This window comes from Thalassotalea eurytherma, from assembly GCF_030161415.1.
Lineage (GTDB): Bacteria > Pseudomonadota > Gammaproteobacteria > Enterobacterales > Alteromonadaceae > Thalassotalea_G > Thalassotalea_G eurytherma.
In genome coordinates, this window is sequence record NZ_BSSU01000010.1 from 177,163 (window position 1) to 193,743 (window position 16,581).

Here is a 16,581-nt window from a genome sequence, read left to right on the forward strand (position 1 = left end):
TTACTGCAATCAATTAATACCTAACTCCCTTTAATAGCTCAGCAATTTGCTTAACATTGGCCAATAGCTGAGCTTTTTTTTCATTGGATTGAGTTAGCGTTAGTGGCTGATATTGCAGCGCTTCATAAGTCGTATAAAACTGCTCAAGCTGCTCCTCTAACGGTGAAAAGTGCAGAGATAACAACACACAATATCGACGCACAGTCATACTCGGGCTATCAAGTTCACCTTGCAATGATGTTGGTAGCGCTTCTTTCTTAATTAATTGCTGCAATCGACGATAGTATTTCTCTTGAACAGATACTGTTTTCTTCTCTTGATTTAACGTAATAATAAGATAAAACACCGCGAAAATTATCGCTAAGGTTAACGCTACAGCGAGTGCTACTTTCCAGTATTGTTGTTCACCAAAAAGCTGTTGTAACAATTTAGATTGTTTTTTACTTGAAAAGCCAACAATGTATTTAGTCCATTGATAGTCAATGAGTTCAAAAGCGGCTTGTATTCTCAATAGCGTCACCGGATCTAACCAACGAGCGTTAGCGAGAAAACCCGGATTTAGTAAAGACTGCTCTTGCGCTAAGGCGGCATCTATACCTTGTTCAACACGCTCAGGACTAACCGCAGCAGTCGGATCAACGCGAGTCCAGCCTTTTTCTGGTAACCAAACTTCAGCCCATGCATGTGCATCTTTCTGATATATCGAATAAAAGTTACCTTGCTCATGATAATCACCACCTAAATACCCGGTAACTAAACGCGCTGGAATACCTGCCGCTCTCATTAAAAAAGTGAAACTGCTGGCGTAATGCACACAAAAGCCTTCCTGCGTATCAAAGAAAAATTGATCAAGCCTATCTCCAGTTAACAACGACGGACTTAACGTGTAGTAAAACGAGTCTTGCCTTATTTTTGAGAGAACTTCATCAATAATCAGCGCTTGGCTATTTGGGCGATTTTGATACTTTTCAACCAAATTTTTCGCTAGCACTCTCAATCTTGGGTTACTTTCTTCAGGCAAAGATAAATTCACCGTATTTGATAACGAAGAAAGTTCAGGAGACATTGTTAGCTTTGGGTAACTTGAGACTTCATAAGCAAATTTTTGGCTAATTGGCCTAGGGGCAATTAATGTGTTGTCTGCTAGCCTTTGTATTGCTGTACTTTGCGGGCGAGCGACATCTAATGCGAACAAAAACTGCTGATAATTGGGTTGGACAAAAACTTGATAATTTATTGCATTACCAGTGAATAAAGGTTGTGGCTCTTGTGATTCGATATACTCGAGATAATGTTGCTTTGTCCGAAATATGGCACGTAAACGCGGGCTATGTTCAGCACTTTGCCATGTACTACCATCAAAGTGCTCCATAACCAATGCACGCCAATAAAGTGGCTGATGAGAGCTTCTTGGTGAAGCAAACTCCACTTGAAAGGCGAGTTCATTTGACTGTACTAACTGACTAATATCACCAACATTAACACTGTCCGACAACCCAGTTTTAGCCATTTTAGCTTGCGGAATAGCGGCAAAAGGTTGTAACCGAGGAAAAATAAAAAAGAGAAAAATCGCTAAAGGAATAGATACAGTAAGCAACTTAGTCAGTAAACCGATATACGGTTTAACCCCTGTGAATGACGGCCAACGTTGTTGATTACCAACTGATGTAGTTTGTCTTTGATAATTCAAAAGAGGTAATAAACTGATGATCAACAACACCATAAAGAGTAGAAAGAACCACAAACTCTGGTGAAAAATCATTGCCGTTGCTAGCACCATCAAACTAAGTAAATTAAACACGTAGAAATCGCGTTGATGGTTTTGCTCAAATAATTTCATTACATGGCTAAACACCAACAAATTAACCATAGTTAACATCAAGCCAAGCTGTTTACTGAGGATGATTAGCAACAATGCGCCGACAACGGTAAACACATTAACAAGACGTCGACTTTTTAATATTGGATAACGAAAACCTTGCATAAAAATGATCAACAACAAACTATTTAGCACTAAAAATGCGACAGATAATTGTGGAGCTAGCATTAAAAAGTTAACCAACACTGCTACCCACATAAAGACGCTCGTGCGAGAAGACAATGGTGTTGTTGCTTGCTTCTTTTTGAACAAGGCCATAATGTCACATGCTCGCAAGTGCTTGTAAGCACTTAATTTGATGCTTTTCACCACTGCTTGGTTCTATTTCCAAATGGGGTAATTTAAGCCCAAAAGATTGCTGAAGCTGACTGTACTCTATAACTAATGCGCAAAGCTGACTAAGTTTCGCCTCAAGATCATGGGCTGACATTTGCTGAAAATCGAGCCAAACATCACCAGTGACAGCTGATGCATGCCCTTTACTCAGCCATTGTTGAGACTTAGCTAACTGCTTCCACGCAACCAATGATAAAGACTGACCAACTTGGTAATTTTCCAATTGGTAGAAGTCCCCCATTTGGTTAGCTGTGTTAACTTGCCCTTGTTCAACCAGCTCTTGTTGGTACTGGCGTTGTTGCCACAACATGGGTAATTTAGGCTCGGGATAAACCATGTGTTCACAACCTAAATCTAGCCGCGTCCACGTGTTGAATAACCCTAGTGGAAAAGTCGAACGAATCCGAAGCCTAGATAATTGGTGAACACCACGACGAGTATTCAAAATCGGCACCTGAATTTTCACATTATTTTCGTTTAAATTTTCACTCGTTAGCATAAACGAATGTTGTATGGCCGGTTCAACATGAAACTGAATATACTGGCGTGCGTTTTGCCCTGATAATTCAATCACTAAATAACTGACTTGCTTGGCAAAACCCGTAGGCGCTTTAATAAGCTTAATACTCATACCATTTAGGTTTTGAAAGCTAAATAACATCGTTGTTACAAACAGGCTTGCGAGTAAAAAACTAAACATCAAAATAATGTTATTCTGGTAATTCGTGCCAAGTAAAAAAATCACTAGCACCATGGTTAAATAAGCAAAACCGAAACCACTTGGAAAGATAAATACATTGTTACTTGATAGCTGATGATGCGCATTTGGCGGAATACGATGTTTCAACCAATTCAACATGCGTTTATTGATGTAGGCTTTCATGGCTAAGACGCTACAACGGCAACCTGTTCAATAACTTGTTGAGCAAGGCTTTGTTGACCAGAAACTTGTTGACCGATTCGGTGCTCAGTGACAGAAATAAATATCGCTTGCACATCATCAGGAATAACATGCTCTCGCCCCTCAATAAACGCCCATGCCTTTGCGCTATTTACTAGCGACTTGCTTGCTCTTGGCGATAACGCTTGGCCAGTAAAACCTTCTTCACGGGTAAACTGACAAAGTCTAATAACATAATCAATAATAGCGTCGCTACAATGCACTGCTTGTACTGCCGCCATCATTTTCTCAAGCTGAGCATTGTCTACCATCGCGCTAAGCGGCGGTTGTTCAAAGCGAGAAGTACTGTTTTGCAATAACACTTTTTCAGCGTCAGCATCAGGAAAACCTATTGCTATTTTCATCATAAATCGATCGAGCTGAGACTCAGGCAAAGGATAAGTACCAGCATGAAATACTGGGTTTTGTGTCGCGATAACAAAAAACGGTTCTGGCAGTTGATGACTATGGCCATCAATACTCACCTGATGTTCTTCCATCGCTTCTAATAGCGCACTTTGTGCTTTAGGACTTGCTCTGTTTATTTCATCAGCAAGTAGTAACTGACTAAATATAGGCCCCTTGTGCAAAGAAAACTGCTGTGTTTTGGGATCGAATATCGATAGTCCAACAATATCGGCTGGCAAAAGATCACTGGTAAATTGAATGCGCTGATAACTCATACCTAACGATTGCGCTAGACCGTGTGCTAAGGTTGTTTTGCCCATTCCAGGTAAATCTTCAATCAGTAAATGCCCTTTAGCTAATAAACAAGTAAGTGCAAGTTTTACTTGATGCTCTTTGCCTAAAATCAACTGATTAACGTGAGAGAGTATTTGGCTTGCTAACTGTCTAGGCATATTTATCATCATAATAAGAAGGTATATAGCTCCCATGTTGCTACAAACAGCATTACAAACTCAAGCACTAGATAGTATTTATCGACAATTAGGCCGAGCGCACGGCTAGGCAAGCTAACAGTAGAAAGTTACTTAAAAGAACGCCGAATAAAGTAGGCGTAAATTAAAATTTGTATCTTGATCAACTAAAGGACTATCGGTAATGCTATCGTCATACCACGTATAATCTAAAGCAAGCATGGTAAAACCATCAAATAAAATGGGGGTAGAAACCGAAAAACCGACAGAGTAATTCACCGCGCTGCTACCTTGGTACGCTGCTCTGTTGTCAGTGACCTCATGCGAACGCACACCATAATAGTAGTCAACGTGCTTCTCGTCTACGTAACTTACCTGAGCATTAGGCTCAAAAAACACGGGACCATAGCGCATCACTTTTCCTACTTTTGCCGAAATTTCATGCCCTTTAGATTTAGCAAATATATCGAACATTGCGCTAATGTCAGTTTTCCAATTATTGCGTTCGTAGCCAATACCGAAACCAGCATCCATAGAGAAATCACGCTCGTCCATACCGATAAAAATATCACTATCTCCGTCATCAAAACCTTGGAAACGCGGAGCTAACTTCAGCATAAAGTCAACGTCATTTGCAGAGTATGCATCGTAACTAGCAAATGGCCCTAAAACTTCAAAGTTATCGCCTCGATAACCTAAAATAGGCAAAGGAATAACGCGTCGATCGTAACCTTCATAAATTTCACCACTTAGACCTAAGCCAAAACCGTAAAGAAAACCTTTTGGCTCTAACCTTGCGCGATTATCGCCACGCTCATCAATTGGCTTTTCTTGTTCCGCGTTATCTTCCATGTTTCCTGCATGTGCAGTAAAGGATACGGCAGATAAGGTAAGTGCTGATAATGAAAATAAGGTATTGAATATGCGCATGAAAAGTCCTAAAAGTGATAAGTAATTTCCTTTACGTCATATTGCCTTAACTGGTTCACTTTAACTATTTAATTTTTATAATTATTTGAGACTGTTTTAAGAAGCAAAGATATACTCTGTAGGTAAATATCTTGTCGACGTTAAGGAACGAGATTCAACCCGATTTCTACCATCGTCTTTAGCTTGATAAAGTGCGTTAACACAACGGCCGAATACGTGCTCTTTTGTTTCATTTTCCTGCCACTGAGCCACACCGAAAGAACAAATAATTGAAATATTTTCTTCAAAGGCAAAGCTCTCAATAATTTCTCGAAGTAACTCCGCATTTTGACAAGCCCTTTAGAGATGCACTTACTACACTTAACTATGGCTGATTAAGTCAAATGATTCAAAATAGATGCTAAAAAAGTAAAGCAATGTATTACATTGCTTTACTCGTTGCTTTTTGCCGAATCTGTTATTTAAGACTTAAAAATATACTTTGTTGAAGATAAATCATATTTTTCTAAATAATTTGCAATAGAGCCAAACGAAGTTGTAACAACCTTACCTTGATGATCTTTAAGACTAACACTGTCAGAAAAAAGGCTACCCATTGATAATTTAAAGCGACTAACATGCACGGGTTGCGCTTCAAAGTATGCTTGTGTATTTGCTTTTAACTGACGTATATCAGTCGTTTGATAAATCGCTGCATTAATAATATCTAAGGTATGCTCGGTACAGTTTTGATATTTAGCATTATATGGGTTTGCAACTAATGAATAATTAGCATTGTGCAATGTTTTGTTTTTACCGTTAGCAATAACGTCAATGATCTTATCTTGAAGCTCAGGGGTTGGAATAATAATACCCGCTTTCAATTCATGTACTCCCCAAAAAAAGTCGACGGGGTAATCAGTCACAAGAGAGCTTACACTGCTGTCTTTAGCCTGCTGATAAAGGTTATGTATTGCATAACCTTTTGCCTTATCACCATTAGCTAACGTAATTTCAGAATATATTGCGATAGCTGTATGAGTAAATTCAATACCTTTGGGCAGTTTAGCTTGAGGCTGACCAACGCGTGCAATAATAAACGCCCTAGCACCGTTTTTTGCTGCGTATTTCTCAACACGCTTTGCAAAGTCAGCCACTACTTCTGGACTAAACTTGGTTTCAGTTGCTTGATTACTGCCAGCGATAGCAAACGTTGACATTAAACATAATATCGCCATTACGAATAATTTTTTCATCTTATAACTCCTTTTACCTTGTGAAAGTAATGCTGTAAATTTATTGGTCTTTTTCCATAGCTTGTGCAGGAGAGCGATCTACGGTAATTGTAATTTCAGTAACTTCTAATTCAACGACCTTTTTATCCTTGTTCTGGCTTGGGCTATGCGATGCAACTTTTGACATATCTTTTCCCATATCGATACTTGCTTCGCCAACACTTACAGCAACACTGCCTGCAACAAGCAATGGAACCGCAACCACACCACTAGCTACTTGAACACTGCCCGCTGCGCCGTGCGCTACAGCCAATGCAGAATGCTTACTTGCCTTGCTTACATGTTCAGAGGACGGCTCTGCAAAGCTCGAAAAAGAAGCTAATAACACACTAATACAGCTAACATAGGTAATCGTTTTCATCATATTTCCTTAACAGTTGAGTTACTAATCAAAGTAGATAGATGTATTCAATGTGTAAACTAAAGTGTTTGATGTATTAACAGAAAGAACTTAAAGTATTAAAAAATGATACCAATAAGCATTATATGAGCCAGATTAAGCAAACGACGAATACATTGAAGCAATTGTTGAAGCAGCACAAAGTCACTTATCGAATGATTGCTGGAAAACTCGAGATGAGTGAAGCAAATATAAAACGAGTATTTGCCACCAATAGTTTTTCACTAGAGCGTTTAGAGCAAATTTGTCAGATAATAAACCTTACATTATCAGATCTGTTTTCATTATCTGAAAAACAACAACAACAATTAACGGAATTAACGCTTGAACAAGAACAGGAACTGATAGAAAACCCCAAGTTATTGCTAATCGCAGTATGCGTAAGAGACTATTGGGCGTTTGAAGAAATCATTGAACACTACGACATTGATTTACATGAATGTATTCAACTAATGGCAAAGCTCGATAAAATAAAATTAATTCAACTTTTACCTAACAACAATTACAAATTACTCATAGCACAAGATTTCAGGTGGATTAAAAATGGCCCTCTTGAACGCTTTATGGAGAAAGAAGTATTAAACCGTTTTATGGCAAGTAGTTTTGATTCTGATGATTGTTTTAGGTTTTATTTACGTGGCAGATATTCAAAAACGTCTATCGGTATTATTCAACGTAAACTTAATCAAATAACAAAAGAAGCTGCTGAACTAAACATTGAAGATAGCAGTTTGCCACTTGAGCAACGTATTCATATGGGCATGCTATTCGCTATGCGACCATGGGAGCCTTCGCTATTTGAGCAGTTTAGAAGAACGAAGTAATACTCGTACGACTCAATCCAAAAACAAAGAAAAGCATATAATTAATATACTTTTAGTTTAAAAAGTTACGCCTTTTAATAACGTGGTTTACATATAACATCCTTAATTTAATACTGGCTCTCGAAAGAACAGAGATTTCAATTAAGCATATTTAAGGAAAAATGATGAACAATAAACCAACGAAAGCATTCACGTTAACTTGTATTGCCATGTTAATCGCAGGAACGACAGCATTTGTCATAGGCTTGAGTAATGCCACCATGGAATTAAATGAAAAAGGTTACTATTTTGCCATTTTAATTTTTGGTTTATTTTCCTTTGTATCATTGCAAAAAAATGTCAGGGATAAATTAGAAGGCCTAAAGATATCAAAAGCCTACAGTATTATGTGCTGGGTATCTTCAGGGACAGCAATCGCTTTGCTAGCAATCGGATTAATAAATGCAGAATTACTGTTAAGCGAAAAAGGTTTCTACGCGATGGCATATTTGCTAAGTGGCTTTGCAGCAATTACCGTACAGAAAAATGTAAGGGATAGCCAAAGCGCCTAGACAATAAAAGAACTCATTAGTATTGCTAAGCTCAGTGTTAATAGTAAGCACTGAGCTTTTTACGTTAATCGACTAACAAAAAAGGGTAATAACACAGTTGTTATTACCCTTTAAACACTCAGAAACCTTAAAAAAACTAATGGTTTTCAGAGACCATGTTTACAGTATATTTTGGAATTTCTACGACCAAATCTTCGTCTTCAATAATTGCTTGGCAACCTAAACGTGATTCTGGCTCTAAGCCCCATGCTTTGTCTAACATGTCATCTTCTAACTCGTCACTTTCTTCGATAGAATCAAAACCTTCACGGACAATCATATGGCAAGTTGTACACGCACACACTTTTTCACAGGCATGTTCAACATGAATGTCATTCTTAAGTGCAACATCTAATAGGCTTTCACCTTTTTCGGCTTGAACTACTGCACCTTCTGGGCAAAGGTCTTCATTTGGTAAAAATATAATTTGTGGCATAGTTTAAATCTCGTCGACTGAATGGCCTGATAAAGCCGTTTTTATTGATGAGTCCATACGGCGCTCAGCAAATGCTGCCGTTTGTTGGTTAACGTGTTCAATTGCAGCTTCAATAGCATCAGTATCACCATTTTGGCTAGTTTCAGCTAATTGACTAATTGCGTGTTTAATAGTGCTTAGCTCTTGCTCAGAAAGTAAATGAGCGTCTACAGCTAATGCTGACTCTAACGCTTCAATAACGCGTGCTGCTTCAACTTGTTGCTCTTTAAGCATACGTGCTTCAATATCAGCTTTAGCATTAGACATTGAGTCTTTTAGCATCTGCGCGATTTGAGTTTCTTCTAAACCAAATGATGGTTTAACAACGATAGATGATTCAACACCCGTTGATTTTTCCATAGCGCTCACTTCAAGTAAACCATCGGCATCAACCTTAAAGGTTACGCGAATATGGGCTGCGCCAGCGGCCATTGGTGGAATATCTCGTAATTCAAATCGTGCTAATGATCGACAATCATCAACTAATTCTCGCTCACCTTGTAATACGTGAACAGCCATTGCTGTTTGACCATCTTTAAAAGTGGTAAATTCTTGTGCTTTAGCAACTGGGATGGTGGTATTACGTTCAATCACTTTTTCTACCAAACCGCCCATCGTTTCAAGGCCCAACGACAATGGAATGACATCAAGCAATAACATGTCTGAATCTGGCTTGTTGCCAACTAACACATCAGCTTGAATTGCCGCGCCAATTGCGACAACTTTGTCTGGATCTATCGAAGTCAGTGGCGTTTTATTAAAATACTTTTCTACTTCTGCGCGCACCATAGGTACACGTGTAGAGCCACCAACCATCACCACTTCTTCTACCATGTCGGTTGATAAACCTGCATCTTTCAATGCTCGTCGACATGCTCTAAGGGTTTTCGTCACTAACGATGAAATTAATGTTTCAAAGGTTGATTTTGAGACTTCACCTTGCCAGGTTTTATTGTCATCAAGAGATAGCTCAACAGTTGCAACGTCGCTTAACGTTAGGGCTTCTTTTAATTCTCTTGAACGCACAGCTAACTGGCGTTCTATTTGTGGCGACAATGGTCGAGTCAAACCAGCTTGCTCAATTAAGTGCTCAGCAAGTGCAACATCAAAATCGTCACCACCTAATGCCGAATCACCGCCCGTCGCAAGTACTTCAAAAACACCTTTATTAAGACGTAGTATTGAAATATCAAACGTACCACCACCTAAATCATAAACAGCAATAACGCCGTCAGTATGACCTTCATGCGCAGTATCTAAACCATAAGCTACAGCTGCTGCAGTAGGCTCATTTAACAAACGTAAAACATTTAAGCCAGCAAGTTTTGCCGCATCTTTTGTGCTTTGTCGTTGTGCATCATCAAAATATGCTGGTACCGTAATCACGACACCTTCTAGCTCGCCACCTAACGATTTTTCTGCGCGCGCGGCTAAGTTTTTTAAGATTTCACTAGAGACTTGCACCGGATCAACTTCACCTGCACGCGTAAGTAGCGTTGGGTGATTTTCTTGACCTGCAAAATGATAAGGTAATGAAGGGTATTTCGCTTGGATATCGCTTAAGCTGCGGCCTATTAATCGTTTAGCCGATACAATGGTATTTTGAGGATCTGACACACTCACTTGATGAGCTTCGTCACCGACTAGAGTACCGCTCTCTTGATAACTTACTATTGACGGAACAATATCATTACCCTGCTCGTCAGAAAGTGTTTTTGGTAGTCCACTTTGCACACTAGCTACTAAAGAGTTAGTTGTGCCTAAATCAATACCGGCCGCTAAACGGTGCTCATGAGGAACGGTACTTTGACCTGGTTCAGCAATTTGTAATAAGGCCATAATGGGGCTCTTTAACTAGATTGAAAAATTTACAGTTCAAATAACTGATCTTCAATGCGATCAAGTTCAATCTGTAGTTTTTGATAAAATTTTAACTTACGTAAGTGCTCAGATGCTGCCATATTTGCGTCATCATTTTGCTGCGCTAATTGTACTTGTAACTCACTAAAAAGCGATTGATATTCGCTATCTAGCTCTTGGCTAGCGGCAAATAAAGCATCATCAGGATTAGCGGCGTGTTTAACATCATCGAGTAATTCACGCAATTCCATTTGACGCATCAAGAACATCGTATCTTTAACAGTGCTTTGTTCATCTGGCATATCAACACCACGCAACTCAAGCATATATTGAGCACGCTTTAGCGGTGTTTTTAAGGTTTGATAGGCGTCATTGATCATGGAAGATTTTTGCACCGCTAACAATTGCTCTTGACTAGAAGCATGAGCAAATCTATCTGGGTGCATAGATTTTTGTAGGCGTTGAAAAACATCAGAAAGCTGTTTTTCATCAACGTTAAAGTTTGGCTCTAAACCAAACAATTCATAATAATTCAAGCTAACTCCGCGATTCAAATAGCTGATTATACGTTGAAGCTTTCACCGCAACCACACTCGCCTTTTGCGTTTGGATTGGTGAATTTAAAACCTTCGTTTAAACCTTCTTTAACAAAGTCTAATTCAGTACCTGAAAGGTAAACTAAACTTTTCGCATCAATAATAATATTAACGCCGTCAATGGTGAAAAGTTCGTCATCTTCATTTAGGTCATCAACAAACTCAAGCACGTAGGCTAGGCCTGAACAGCCAGTTGTTTTTATACCTAAACGCAAACCAAGGCCCTTGCCTCGGTTTGTCATAAATGTTTGAACCCGCTCTGCTGCTGCGGGTGTCATGGTTACTGCCATCTTAGCTTAACCTTTTTGTGTATCTTGTTTAGCTTGGTAATCTTCAATCGCTGCTTTAATTGCATCTTCAGCAAGAATTGAACAGTGAATTTTCACTGGTGGTAAAGCTAATTCTTCAGAAATGTCAGTATTCTTAATTTCTGCCGCTTCTTCAATCGACTTACCTTTAACCCACTCAGTAACAAGTGAGCTAGAGGCGATCGCACTACCACAACCATAGGTTTTAAATTTTGCGTCTTCAATAATACCTTCGTCGGTAATTTTTAATTGAAGCTTCATCACATCACCACATGCAGGAGCACCAACCATACCTGTTGCTACTTGTGGATCGTTTTTATCCATAGAACCAACGTTACGTGGGTTCTCATAATGATCTATTACTTTTTCGCTATACGCCATAATATTCTCCTCGAAGCACAGCCTTTGGCTAGTGCGCTACCCACTCTACAGACTCTAAATCAACACCATCTTGGAACATTTCCCAAAGTGGTGACATTTCACGTAAATGACCAATAGAGCGTTGAATTAAGTCGATTGCATAATCAATTTCTTCTTCTGTCGTGAATCGACCGAAACTAAAACGAATTGAACTGTGTGCCAATTCATCATTTAAACCTAGTGCACGCAATACGTATGACGGTTCTAAACTCGCTGATGTACAAGCTGAACCTGAAGATACCGCTAAATCTTTAAGCGCCATAATCAATGATTCACCTTCAACAAAGTTAAAGCTAACATTTAAGTTACCTGCATAACGTTGATTAAAGTCACCGTTAACAAAAACTTGGTCCATGTCTTTAATGCCATTCCATAAACGATCACGCATTGCTGTGACATGTTCTATATCTTGCGCCATTTCTTCTTTAGCAATACGACAAGCTTCACCAAAACCAACAATTTGATGTGTAGCTAATGTACCACTGCGCATGCCGCGTTCATGTCCGCCACCATGCATTTGAGATTCTAAACGAATACGCGGTTTACGACGCACGTATAAAGCACCAATACCTTTAGGGCCATACATTTTATGTGCAGACATAGACAGCAAATCTACTTTAGTCGCCTGAACATCAACAGGGATTTTACCGACTGATTGCGCTGCATCAACATGGAAGACAATTTTTCGGCTACGACATAATTCGCCGATAGCATCGATGTCTTGAATAACACCAATTTCGTTATTTAGATGCATAATAGACACAACAACTGTATCTTCACGCATTGCTGCTTCGAGCTCAGCTAAATCAATTAAACCATTTGGCTTAGGATCTAGGTAGGTCACTTCAAAACCTTGACGTTCTAATTCACGACAAGTATCTAAAACCGCTTTGTGTTCGGTTTTTGACGTAATAATATGCTTACCTTTCTTACTGTAGAAGTTTGCCGCACCTTTAATCGCTAAGTTGTCTGATTCAGTAGCACCAGATGTAATAACGATTTCACGCGGGTCAGCGTTGATTAAATCGGCGATTTGATTACGCGCAACATCAACAGCTTCTTCAGCTTGCCAACCAAACTTATGAGAACGAGAAGCCGGGTTACCATAGAACCCATCGGTGGTCATGTACTGCATCATTTTTTCAGCAACGCGTTTATCAACAGGCGTGGTTGCTGAATAATCAAGATAAATAGGAAGCTTCATTGACTAACTTTCTCCAAACTAACGTTCACGTTGGTAACGATTACCAATTGTGAATAATATTTTTTGTTTCAATAACAGTTTTGTGCGCAGTATCGGCTGCTTGGCCGTATTGCTCATCTTGTCGTTTTGAAACCGTTTTAACATCTCTTTGTTCTACGAGCTCTGACAAAGAAATGCCTTGTAAAAATTCTTCGATGCGATTACTTAAATCTGACCATAGGGTATGTGTTAAACACTGATTGCCACCTTGGCAATTGCCTTGTCCTAGGCATTTGGTTGCGTCAACACTTTCATCGACTGCACTAATCACATCGGCTACAGCTATTTGTGCCGAGCATTTACCCAACTTATAGCCACCACCAGGTCCTCTGACGCTGTTTACCAGTCCATGTTTTCTCAAGCGAGAAAACAACTGCTCTAAATAGGATAATGAAATACCTTGACGTTCAGAAATATCCGCCAAAGGTACAGGTCCAGATGATGCGTGAATCGCTACATCTAGCATTGCTGTAACGGCGTAACGCCCTTTAGAAGTCAGTTTCATAATGTGCCTTAAATAATTTGCCGCGCAATTATATATATCCTAGTAAATTAGTCAAACAAATACCTGAGTAAATTACTCAGGTATTTTAAGTGTCATTTCAGGAAAGGTCAATACCTGAGTAATTTAATCAAGTATTATTTTTTGATATAACCTAGTTGAACTAGATTTGAGGATCAAACTCGTCAACAATTTTACGACGACGCTCTGCTGCTTTTTGTTCATCTTCAACAAATTCACCGACTCGCAATTCAGGTAATGCTTCAGAGCATACGTCACCACCTAAACGATTAATTTCTTCGCATAGTGATGACACTTTACCATCCATTAGGTGCATATGATCAAGCATTCGACCAATGGCTTTAGCAACAGGATCAGGGTTTTCCGCCGATACGGCGTAAGCATCGAAACCAAATTTCTCAGCTGCTTGTTCACGTTGCTTTGTTTGCTGATCTTTATGTGGGTTTACAATTTTTCCAGGTATACCAACCGCCGTCATGTTAGCTGGTACATCCTTAACAACAACAGAATTAGATCCCACTTTACCGCCTTCACCAATAGTAATAGGACCTAAAACTTGCGCACCAGCGCCAATAACAACATTATTGCATAACGTTGGGTGGCGTTTACCTGCTTTCCAACTTGTACCACCTAACGTAACACCTTGGTATAACGTGACATCATCACCAATTTCAGCGGTGCCACCGATAACCACTCCCATACCATGGTCAATAAAAAAGCGACGGCCGATGGTAGCACCAGGATGAATCTCAACGCCAGTTAGCCAACGAGCAACGGTAGAAAACGTGCGGGCTAACCACTTAAGATTATACTTCCATAGTTTATGACTTAGTCGATGACACCAAACAGCGTGAAGACCCGGATAGTTGGTTAATACCTCAAATACGGTTCTAGCAGCGGGATCTCTATCAAAGACACTATTAATATCTTCTTTGATACGACTAAACATAATTTTTCCTTATTAATTTACGATTCGTTTTTCTTTGCAGCTTTTTCAACAGACGCTAAGATGCCACGCATCATCTTTACTTCTTTAACATCTGGACGTGCTCTATTTAAAAAGCGACGAAGCTTAGTCATCACTAAACCAGGATGACTTGGCACAATAAAGCCTGTTGCTTTTAATGCCTTTTCAAAATGTTCAAACATGCGCTCGGTTTCGTCAACCACAGGATATTCGACATCGTCTTTTTCAACGTATTTAGCATTTTCTTTAGCCAAGAACGCCATGCGCACTTCATAACTTAATGTTTGTACTGCCATCGCCAAATTCAATGAGCTATATTCAGGATTAGCTGGAATTTGGACGTGGAAATGACAAAGTTGTAATTCATCATTTGTTAGACCAGAACTTTCACGGCCAAAAACGAGTGCTACCGGATACTCAGGCGCTTCTTCAATCATCTTTTCACCACAACTACGTGGCTCAAGCATGGGCCATGGCAATGTTCGAGAGCGTGCGCTCGTACCTACCACGAGGCCACAATCTTTTACTGCTTCTTCTAACGTATCAACTACCGTTAAATCGGCTAGTACGTCAGTAGCGCCTGCAGCTAAGGCTTGTGCCTGGCCATTTGGCATTTCAATAGGATCAACTAATACTAAGTTTTTTAATCCCATGGTTTTCATCGCGCGGGCCGCTGAACCGATATTTCGACAATCCGAGGTATTAACTAAAACGATACGCACTGAATCTAATAATGAATTTGACATTTATAACTATCTAGATGGCTAAAATTGCAGTATACCAAACCCATTAGGTTTTTACACCGCTCAGAGCTATGTCACAGGAGTAGTAACAACATAAATTTCTTTAACATAGTTACTCTACGTTAATTAAATTTAGGGCAGTTAATGTTTCTGTGATGAGCTCCCAAGGGCGAGTTTCAAGGACTTTTATACTGCGTTATAGCTATTGACAAGGGACAACCATTCTCTACAAGTTCCGCCTTGCCTAAAAGCCTTTAAATTCTCGCTGAGTACGAAAAAACTTATTGGGTTTGGTATCTTTTAACACAGAACATTACCGCTGTTGTGAAAAAAAAGCACCCGATTTACATCGTTTTCGCTATGGTCTTTCATTCTGAATTAGTTGATTTACTTATAAGAATCTGTCAAATAAATGAATTTAATACCCTTTGATTACAATTTCGTTGTCGCTTAGCGCTAAACTTTTTGCTACAATGCGCGCCGCTTACGTCACTGCTGATTGCATTTGAGCGTAATTGCGTTGTTCTTTTACATGCTGTTTTACAAATTTATAGGTGATTATTATGCATCCGATGCTAAATATTGCTGTACGTGCTGCGCGCGCTGCGGGAAATGTGATTGTTCGTGCTTTCGAACAACAAGATAAAATTGAAGTAACATCGAAAGGGTTAAATGACTTTGTTACTAATGTTGATAAAGCCGCTGAAGAAGCAATTATTGAAATTATCTCAAAAGCCTACCCAAAACACTCTATTGTGAGTGAAGAATGTGGTGTTATTGATGGCGAAGATAAAGACTTTCAATGGGTTATCGATCCATTAGATGGCACAACTAACTTTGTAAAAGGCATTCCTCACTTTGCAGTGTCAATTGCATTAAAAGTAAAAGGCAAAATAGACCAAGCCGTAGTGTTTGATCCGATTCGTGGTGAGCTATTTACAGCTAGCCGTGGTAAAGGTGCTCAGCTAAATGGTTTCCGTATCCGCGTTAAAAACTCAAAAGAGTTAACTGGTGCTATCGTAGCAACAGGCTTCCCATTCAAGCAAAAATTCCATTTAGATAACTATATGGAAATGTTCAAAACAATATTTGTCAAAAGTGCAGACATGCGCCGCGCTGGCAGTGCAGCTTTAGATTTAGCTTATGTTGCTGCAGGTCGAGTTGACGGTTATTTTGAATTTGGTTTAAAACCTTGGGATACCGCAGCAGGTGAACTACTTGTTGTTGAGGCTGGTGGTTTAGTTACTGACGTTAATGGTGGTTTGAATCACTCGCAATCAGGTAACATTGTGGCTGCAAGTCCTAAAGTGTTAAAAGAAATGGTTGCTGATATTCGTCCTCACCTTACCGATGCGATGAAAAAGTAAAACCTCTTAATTTAAAAAAAAGGGTCAG

The 16,581-nt window shown here is 39.4% G+C and carries 19 protein-coding genes; 3 read left to right on the forward strand and 16 right to left on the reverse strand.

The genetic code is table 11. The annotated features are described in order from the left end of the window. Positions 1-13 precede the first annotated feature (13 nt). The 7 genes from QQK02_RS11225 to QQK02_RS11255 form a co-directional block, all read right to left on the reverse strand. Positions 14-2,188, reverse strand: a complete 2,175-nt coding sequence (locus QQK02_RS11225; protein WP_284208120.1) for a transglutaminase family protein — start codon at positions 2,186-2,188, stop codon at positions 14-16. Further along, the gene (locus QQK02_RS11230) at positions 2,142-3,098 is read right to left on the reverse strand and encodes a DUF58 domain-containing protein (RefSeq protein WP_284208121.1); all 957 of its coding nucleotides are present in this window, start codon (positions 3,096-3,098) and stop codon (positions 2,142-2,144) included. Before QQK02_RS11230 ends, QQK02_RS11225 begins: the two co-directional genes overlap by 47 nt. A gap of 2 nt (positions 3,099-3,100) precedes the next feature. Beyond that, positions 3,101-4,015 (reverse strand): AAA family ATPase, encoded by a 915-nt coding sequence (locus QQK02_RS11235; protein WP_284208122.1) that lies wholly within the window; start codon positions 4,013-4,015, stop codon positions 3,101-3,103. A 132-nt stretch (positions 4,016-4,147) separates the two neighbouring features. Next, complete coding sequence (locus QQK02_RS11240; protein ID WP_284208123.1) at positions 4,148-4,963, reverse strand: MipA/OmpV family protein; 816 nt, start codon at positions 4,961-4,963, stop codon at positions 4,148-4,150. 96 nt (positions 4,964-5,059) lie between these two features. Next, positions 5,060-5,215: a hypothetical protein gene (locus tag QQK02_RS11245; protein ID WP_284208124.1), complete on the reverse strand. Its 156-nt coding sequence runs from the start codon at positions 5,213-5,215 to the stop codon at positions 5,060-5,062. A 209-nt stretch (positions 5,216-5,424) separates the two neighbouring features. Next, the gene (locus QQK02_RS11250; RefSeq protein ID WP_284208125.1) at positions 5,425-6,198 is read right to left on the reverse strand and encodes a DUF2145 domain-containing protein; all 774 of its coding nucleotides are present in this window, start codon (positions 6,196-6,198) and stop codon (positions 5,425-5,427) included. Positions 6,199-6,238: 40 nt separating this feature from the next. After that, entirely contained in the window at positions 6,239-6,601 is a 363-nt protein-coding gene (locus QQK02_RS11255) for a hypothetical protein (protein ID WP_284208126.1), read from the reverse strand. Between the two features lie 122 nt (positions 6,602-6,723). On the opposite strand from QQK02_RS11255, the gene QQK02_RS11260 reads away from it, so the two are divergent. Both QQK02_RS11260 and yiaA read left to right on the forward strand, forming a co-directional pair. Next, a complete protein-coding gene (locus QQK02_RS11260; protein ID WP_284208127.1) occupies positions 6,724-7,461 on the forward strand; it encodes a helix-turn-helix domain-containing protein in 738 nt (245 codons plus the stop codon). Between the two features lie 161 nt (positions 7,462-7,622). Then, positions 7,623-8,012: an inner membrane protein YiaA gene (gene yiaA / locus QQK02_RS11265; protein WP_284208128.1), complete on the forward strand. Its 390-nt coding sequence runs from the start codon at positions 7,623-7,625 to the stop codon at positions 8,010-8,012. 136 nt (positions 8,013-8,148) lie between these two features. Here the strand turns inward: yiaA and fdx are convergent, their stop codons facing one another. The 9 genes from fdx to trmJ form a co-directional block, all read right to left on the reverse strand. Then, on the reverse strand, positions 8,149-8,487 hold the full coding sequence (gene fdx, locus QQK02_RS11270) for an ISC system 2Fe-2S type ferredoxin (protein ID WP_284208129.1): 339 nt from the start codon (positions 8,485-8,487) through the stop codon (positions 8,149-8,151). A gap of 3 nt (positions 8,488-8,490) precedes the next feature. Further along, positions 8,491-10,365: a Fe-S protein assembly chaperone HscA gene (gene hscA / locus QQK02_RS11275; RefSeq protein ID WP_284208130.1), complete on the reverse strand. Its 1,875-nt coding sequence runs from the start codon at positions 10,363-10,365 to the stop codon at positions 8,491-8,493. A gap of 29 nt (positions 10,366-10,394) precedes the next feature. Then, positions 10,395-10,922, reverse strand: coding sequence for a co-chaperone HscB (hscB, locus tag QQK02_RS11280; protein WP_284208131.1), 528 nt, complete (start codon positions 10,920-10,922; stop codon positions 10,395-10,397). A gap of 26 nt (positions 10,923-10,948) precedes the next feature. Continuing rightward, positions 10,949-11,272 (reverse strand): iron-sulfur cluster assembly protein IscA, encoded by a 324-nt coding sequence (iscA, locus tag QQK02_RS11285; RefSeq protein WP_284208132.1) that lies wholly within the window; start codon positions 11,270-11,272, stop codon positions 10,949-10,951. A 6-nt stretch (positions 11,273-11,278) separates the two neighbouring features. Further along, positions 11,279-11,671 (reverse strand): Fe-S cluster assembly scaffold IscU, encoded by a 393-nt coding sequence (iscU, locus tag QQK02_RS11290; protein ID WP_284208133.1) that lies wholly within the window; start codon positions 11,669-11,671, stop codon positions 11,279-11,281. Between the two features lie 28 nt (positions 11,672-11,699). Continuing rightward, positions 11,700-12,914, reverse strand: coding sequence for an IscS subfamily cysteine desulfurase (locus QQK02_RS11295; RefSeq protein WP_284208134.1), 1,215 nt, complete (start codon positions 12,912-12,914; stop codon positions 11,700-11,702). Between the two features lie 40 nt (positions 12,915-12,954). After that, positions 12,955-13,458, reverse strand: coding sequence for a Fe-S cluster assembly transcriptional regulator IscR (gene iscR, locus QQK02_RS11300; RefSeq protein ID WP_284208135.1), 504 nt, complete (start codon positions 13,456-13,458; stop codon positions 12,955-12,957). Positions 13,459-13,618: 160 nt separating this feature from the next. Continuing rightward, positions 13,619-14,425, reverse strand: a complete 807-nt coding sequence (gene cysE, locus QQK02_RS11305) for a serine O-acetyltransferase (RefSeq protein WP_284208136.1) — start codon at positions 14,423-14,425, stop codon at positions 13,619-13,621. Positions 14,426-14,442: 17 nt separating this feature from the next. After that, on the reverse strand, positions 14,443-15,189 hold the full coding sequence (trmJ, locus tag QQK02_RS11310; protein ID WP_284208137.1) for a tRNA (cytosine(32)/uridine(32)-2'-O)-methyltransferase TrmJ: 747 nt from the start codon (positions 15,187-15,189) through the stop codon (positions 14,443-14,445). A gap of 560 nt (positions 15,190-15,749) precedes the next feature. Here trmJ and suhB point away from each other — a divergent pair. After that, positions 15,750-16,553, forward strand: a complete 804-nt coding sequence (gene suhB / locus QQK02_RS11315; protein WP_284208139.1) for an inositol-1-monophosphatase — start codon at positions 15,750-15,752, stop codon at positions 16,551-16,553. Positions 16,554-16,581 lie beyond the last annotated feature (28 nt).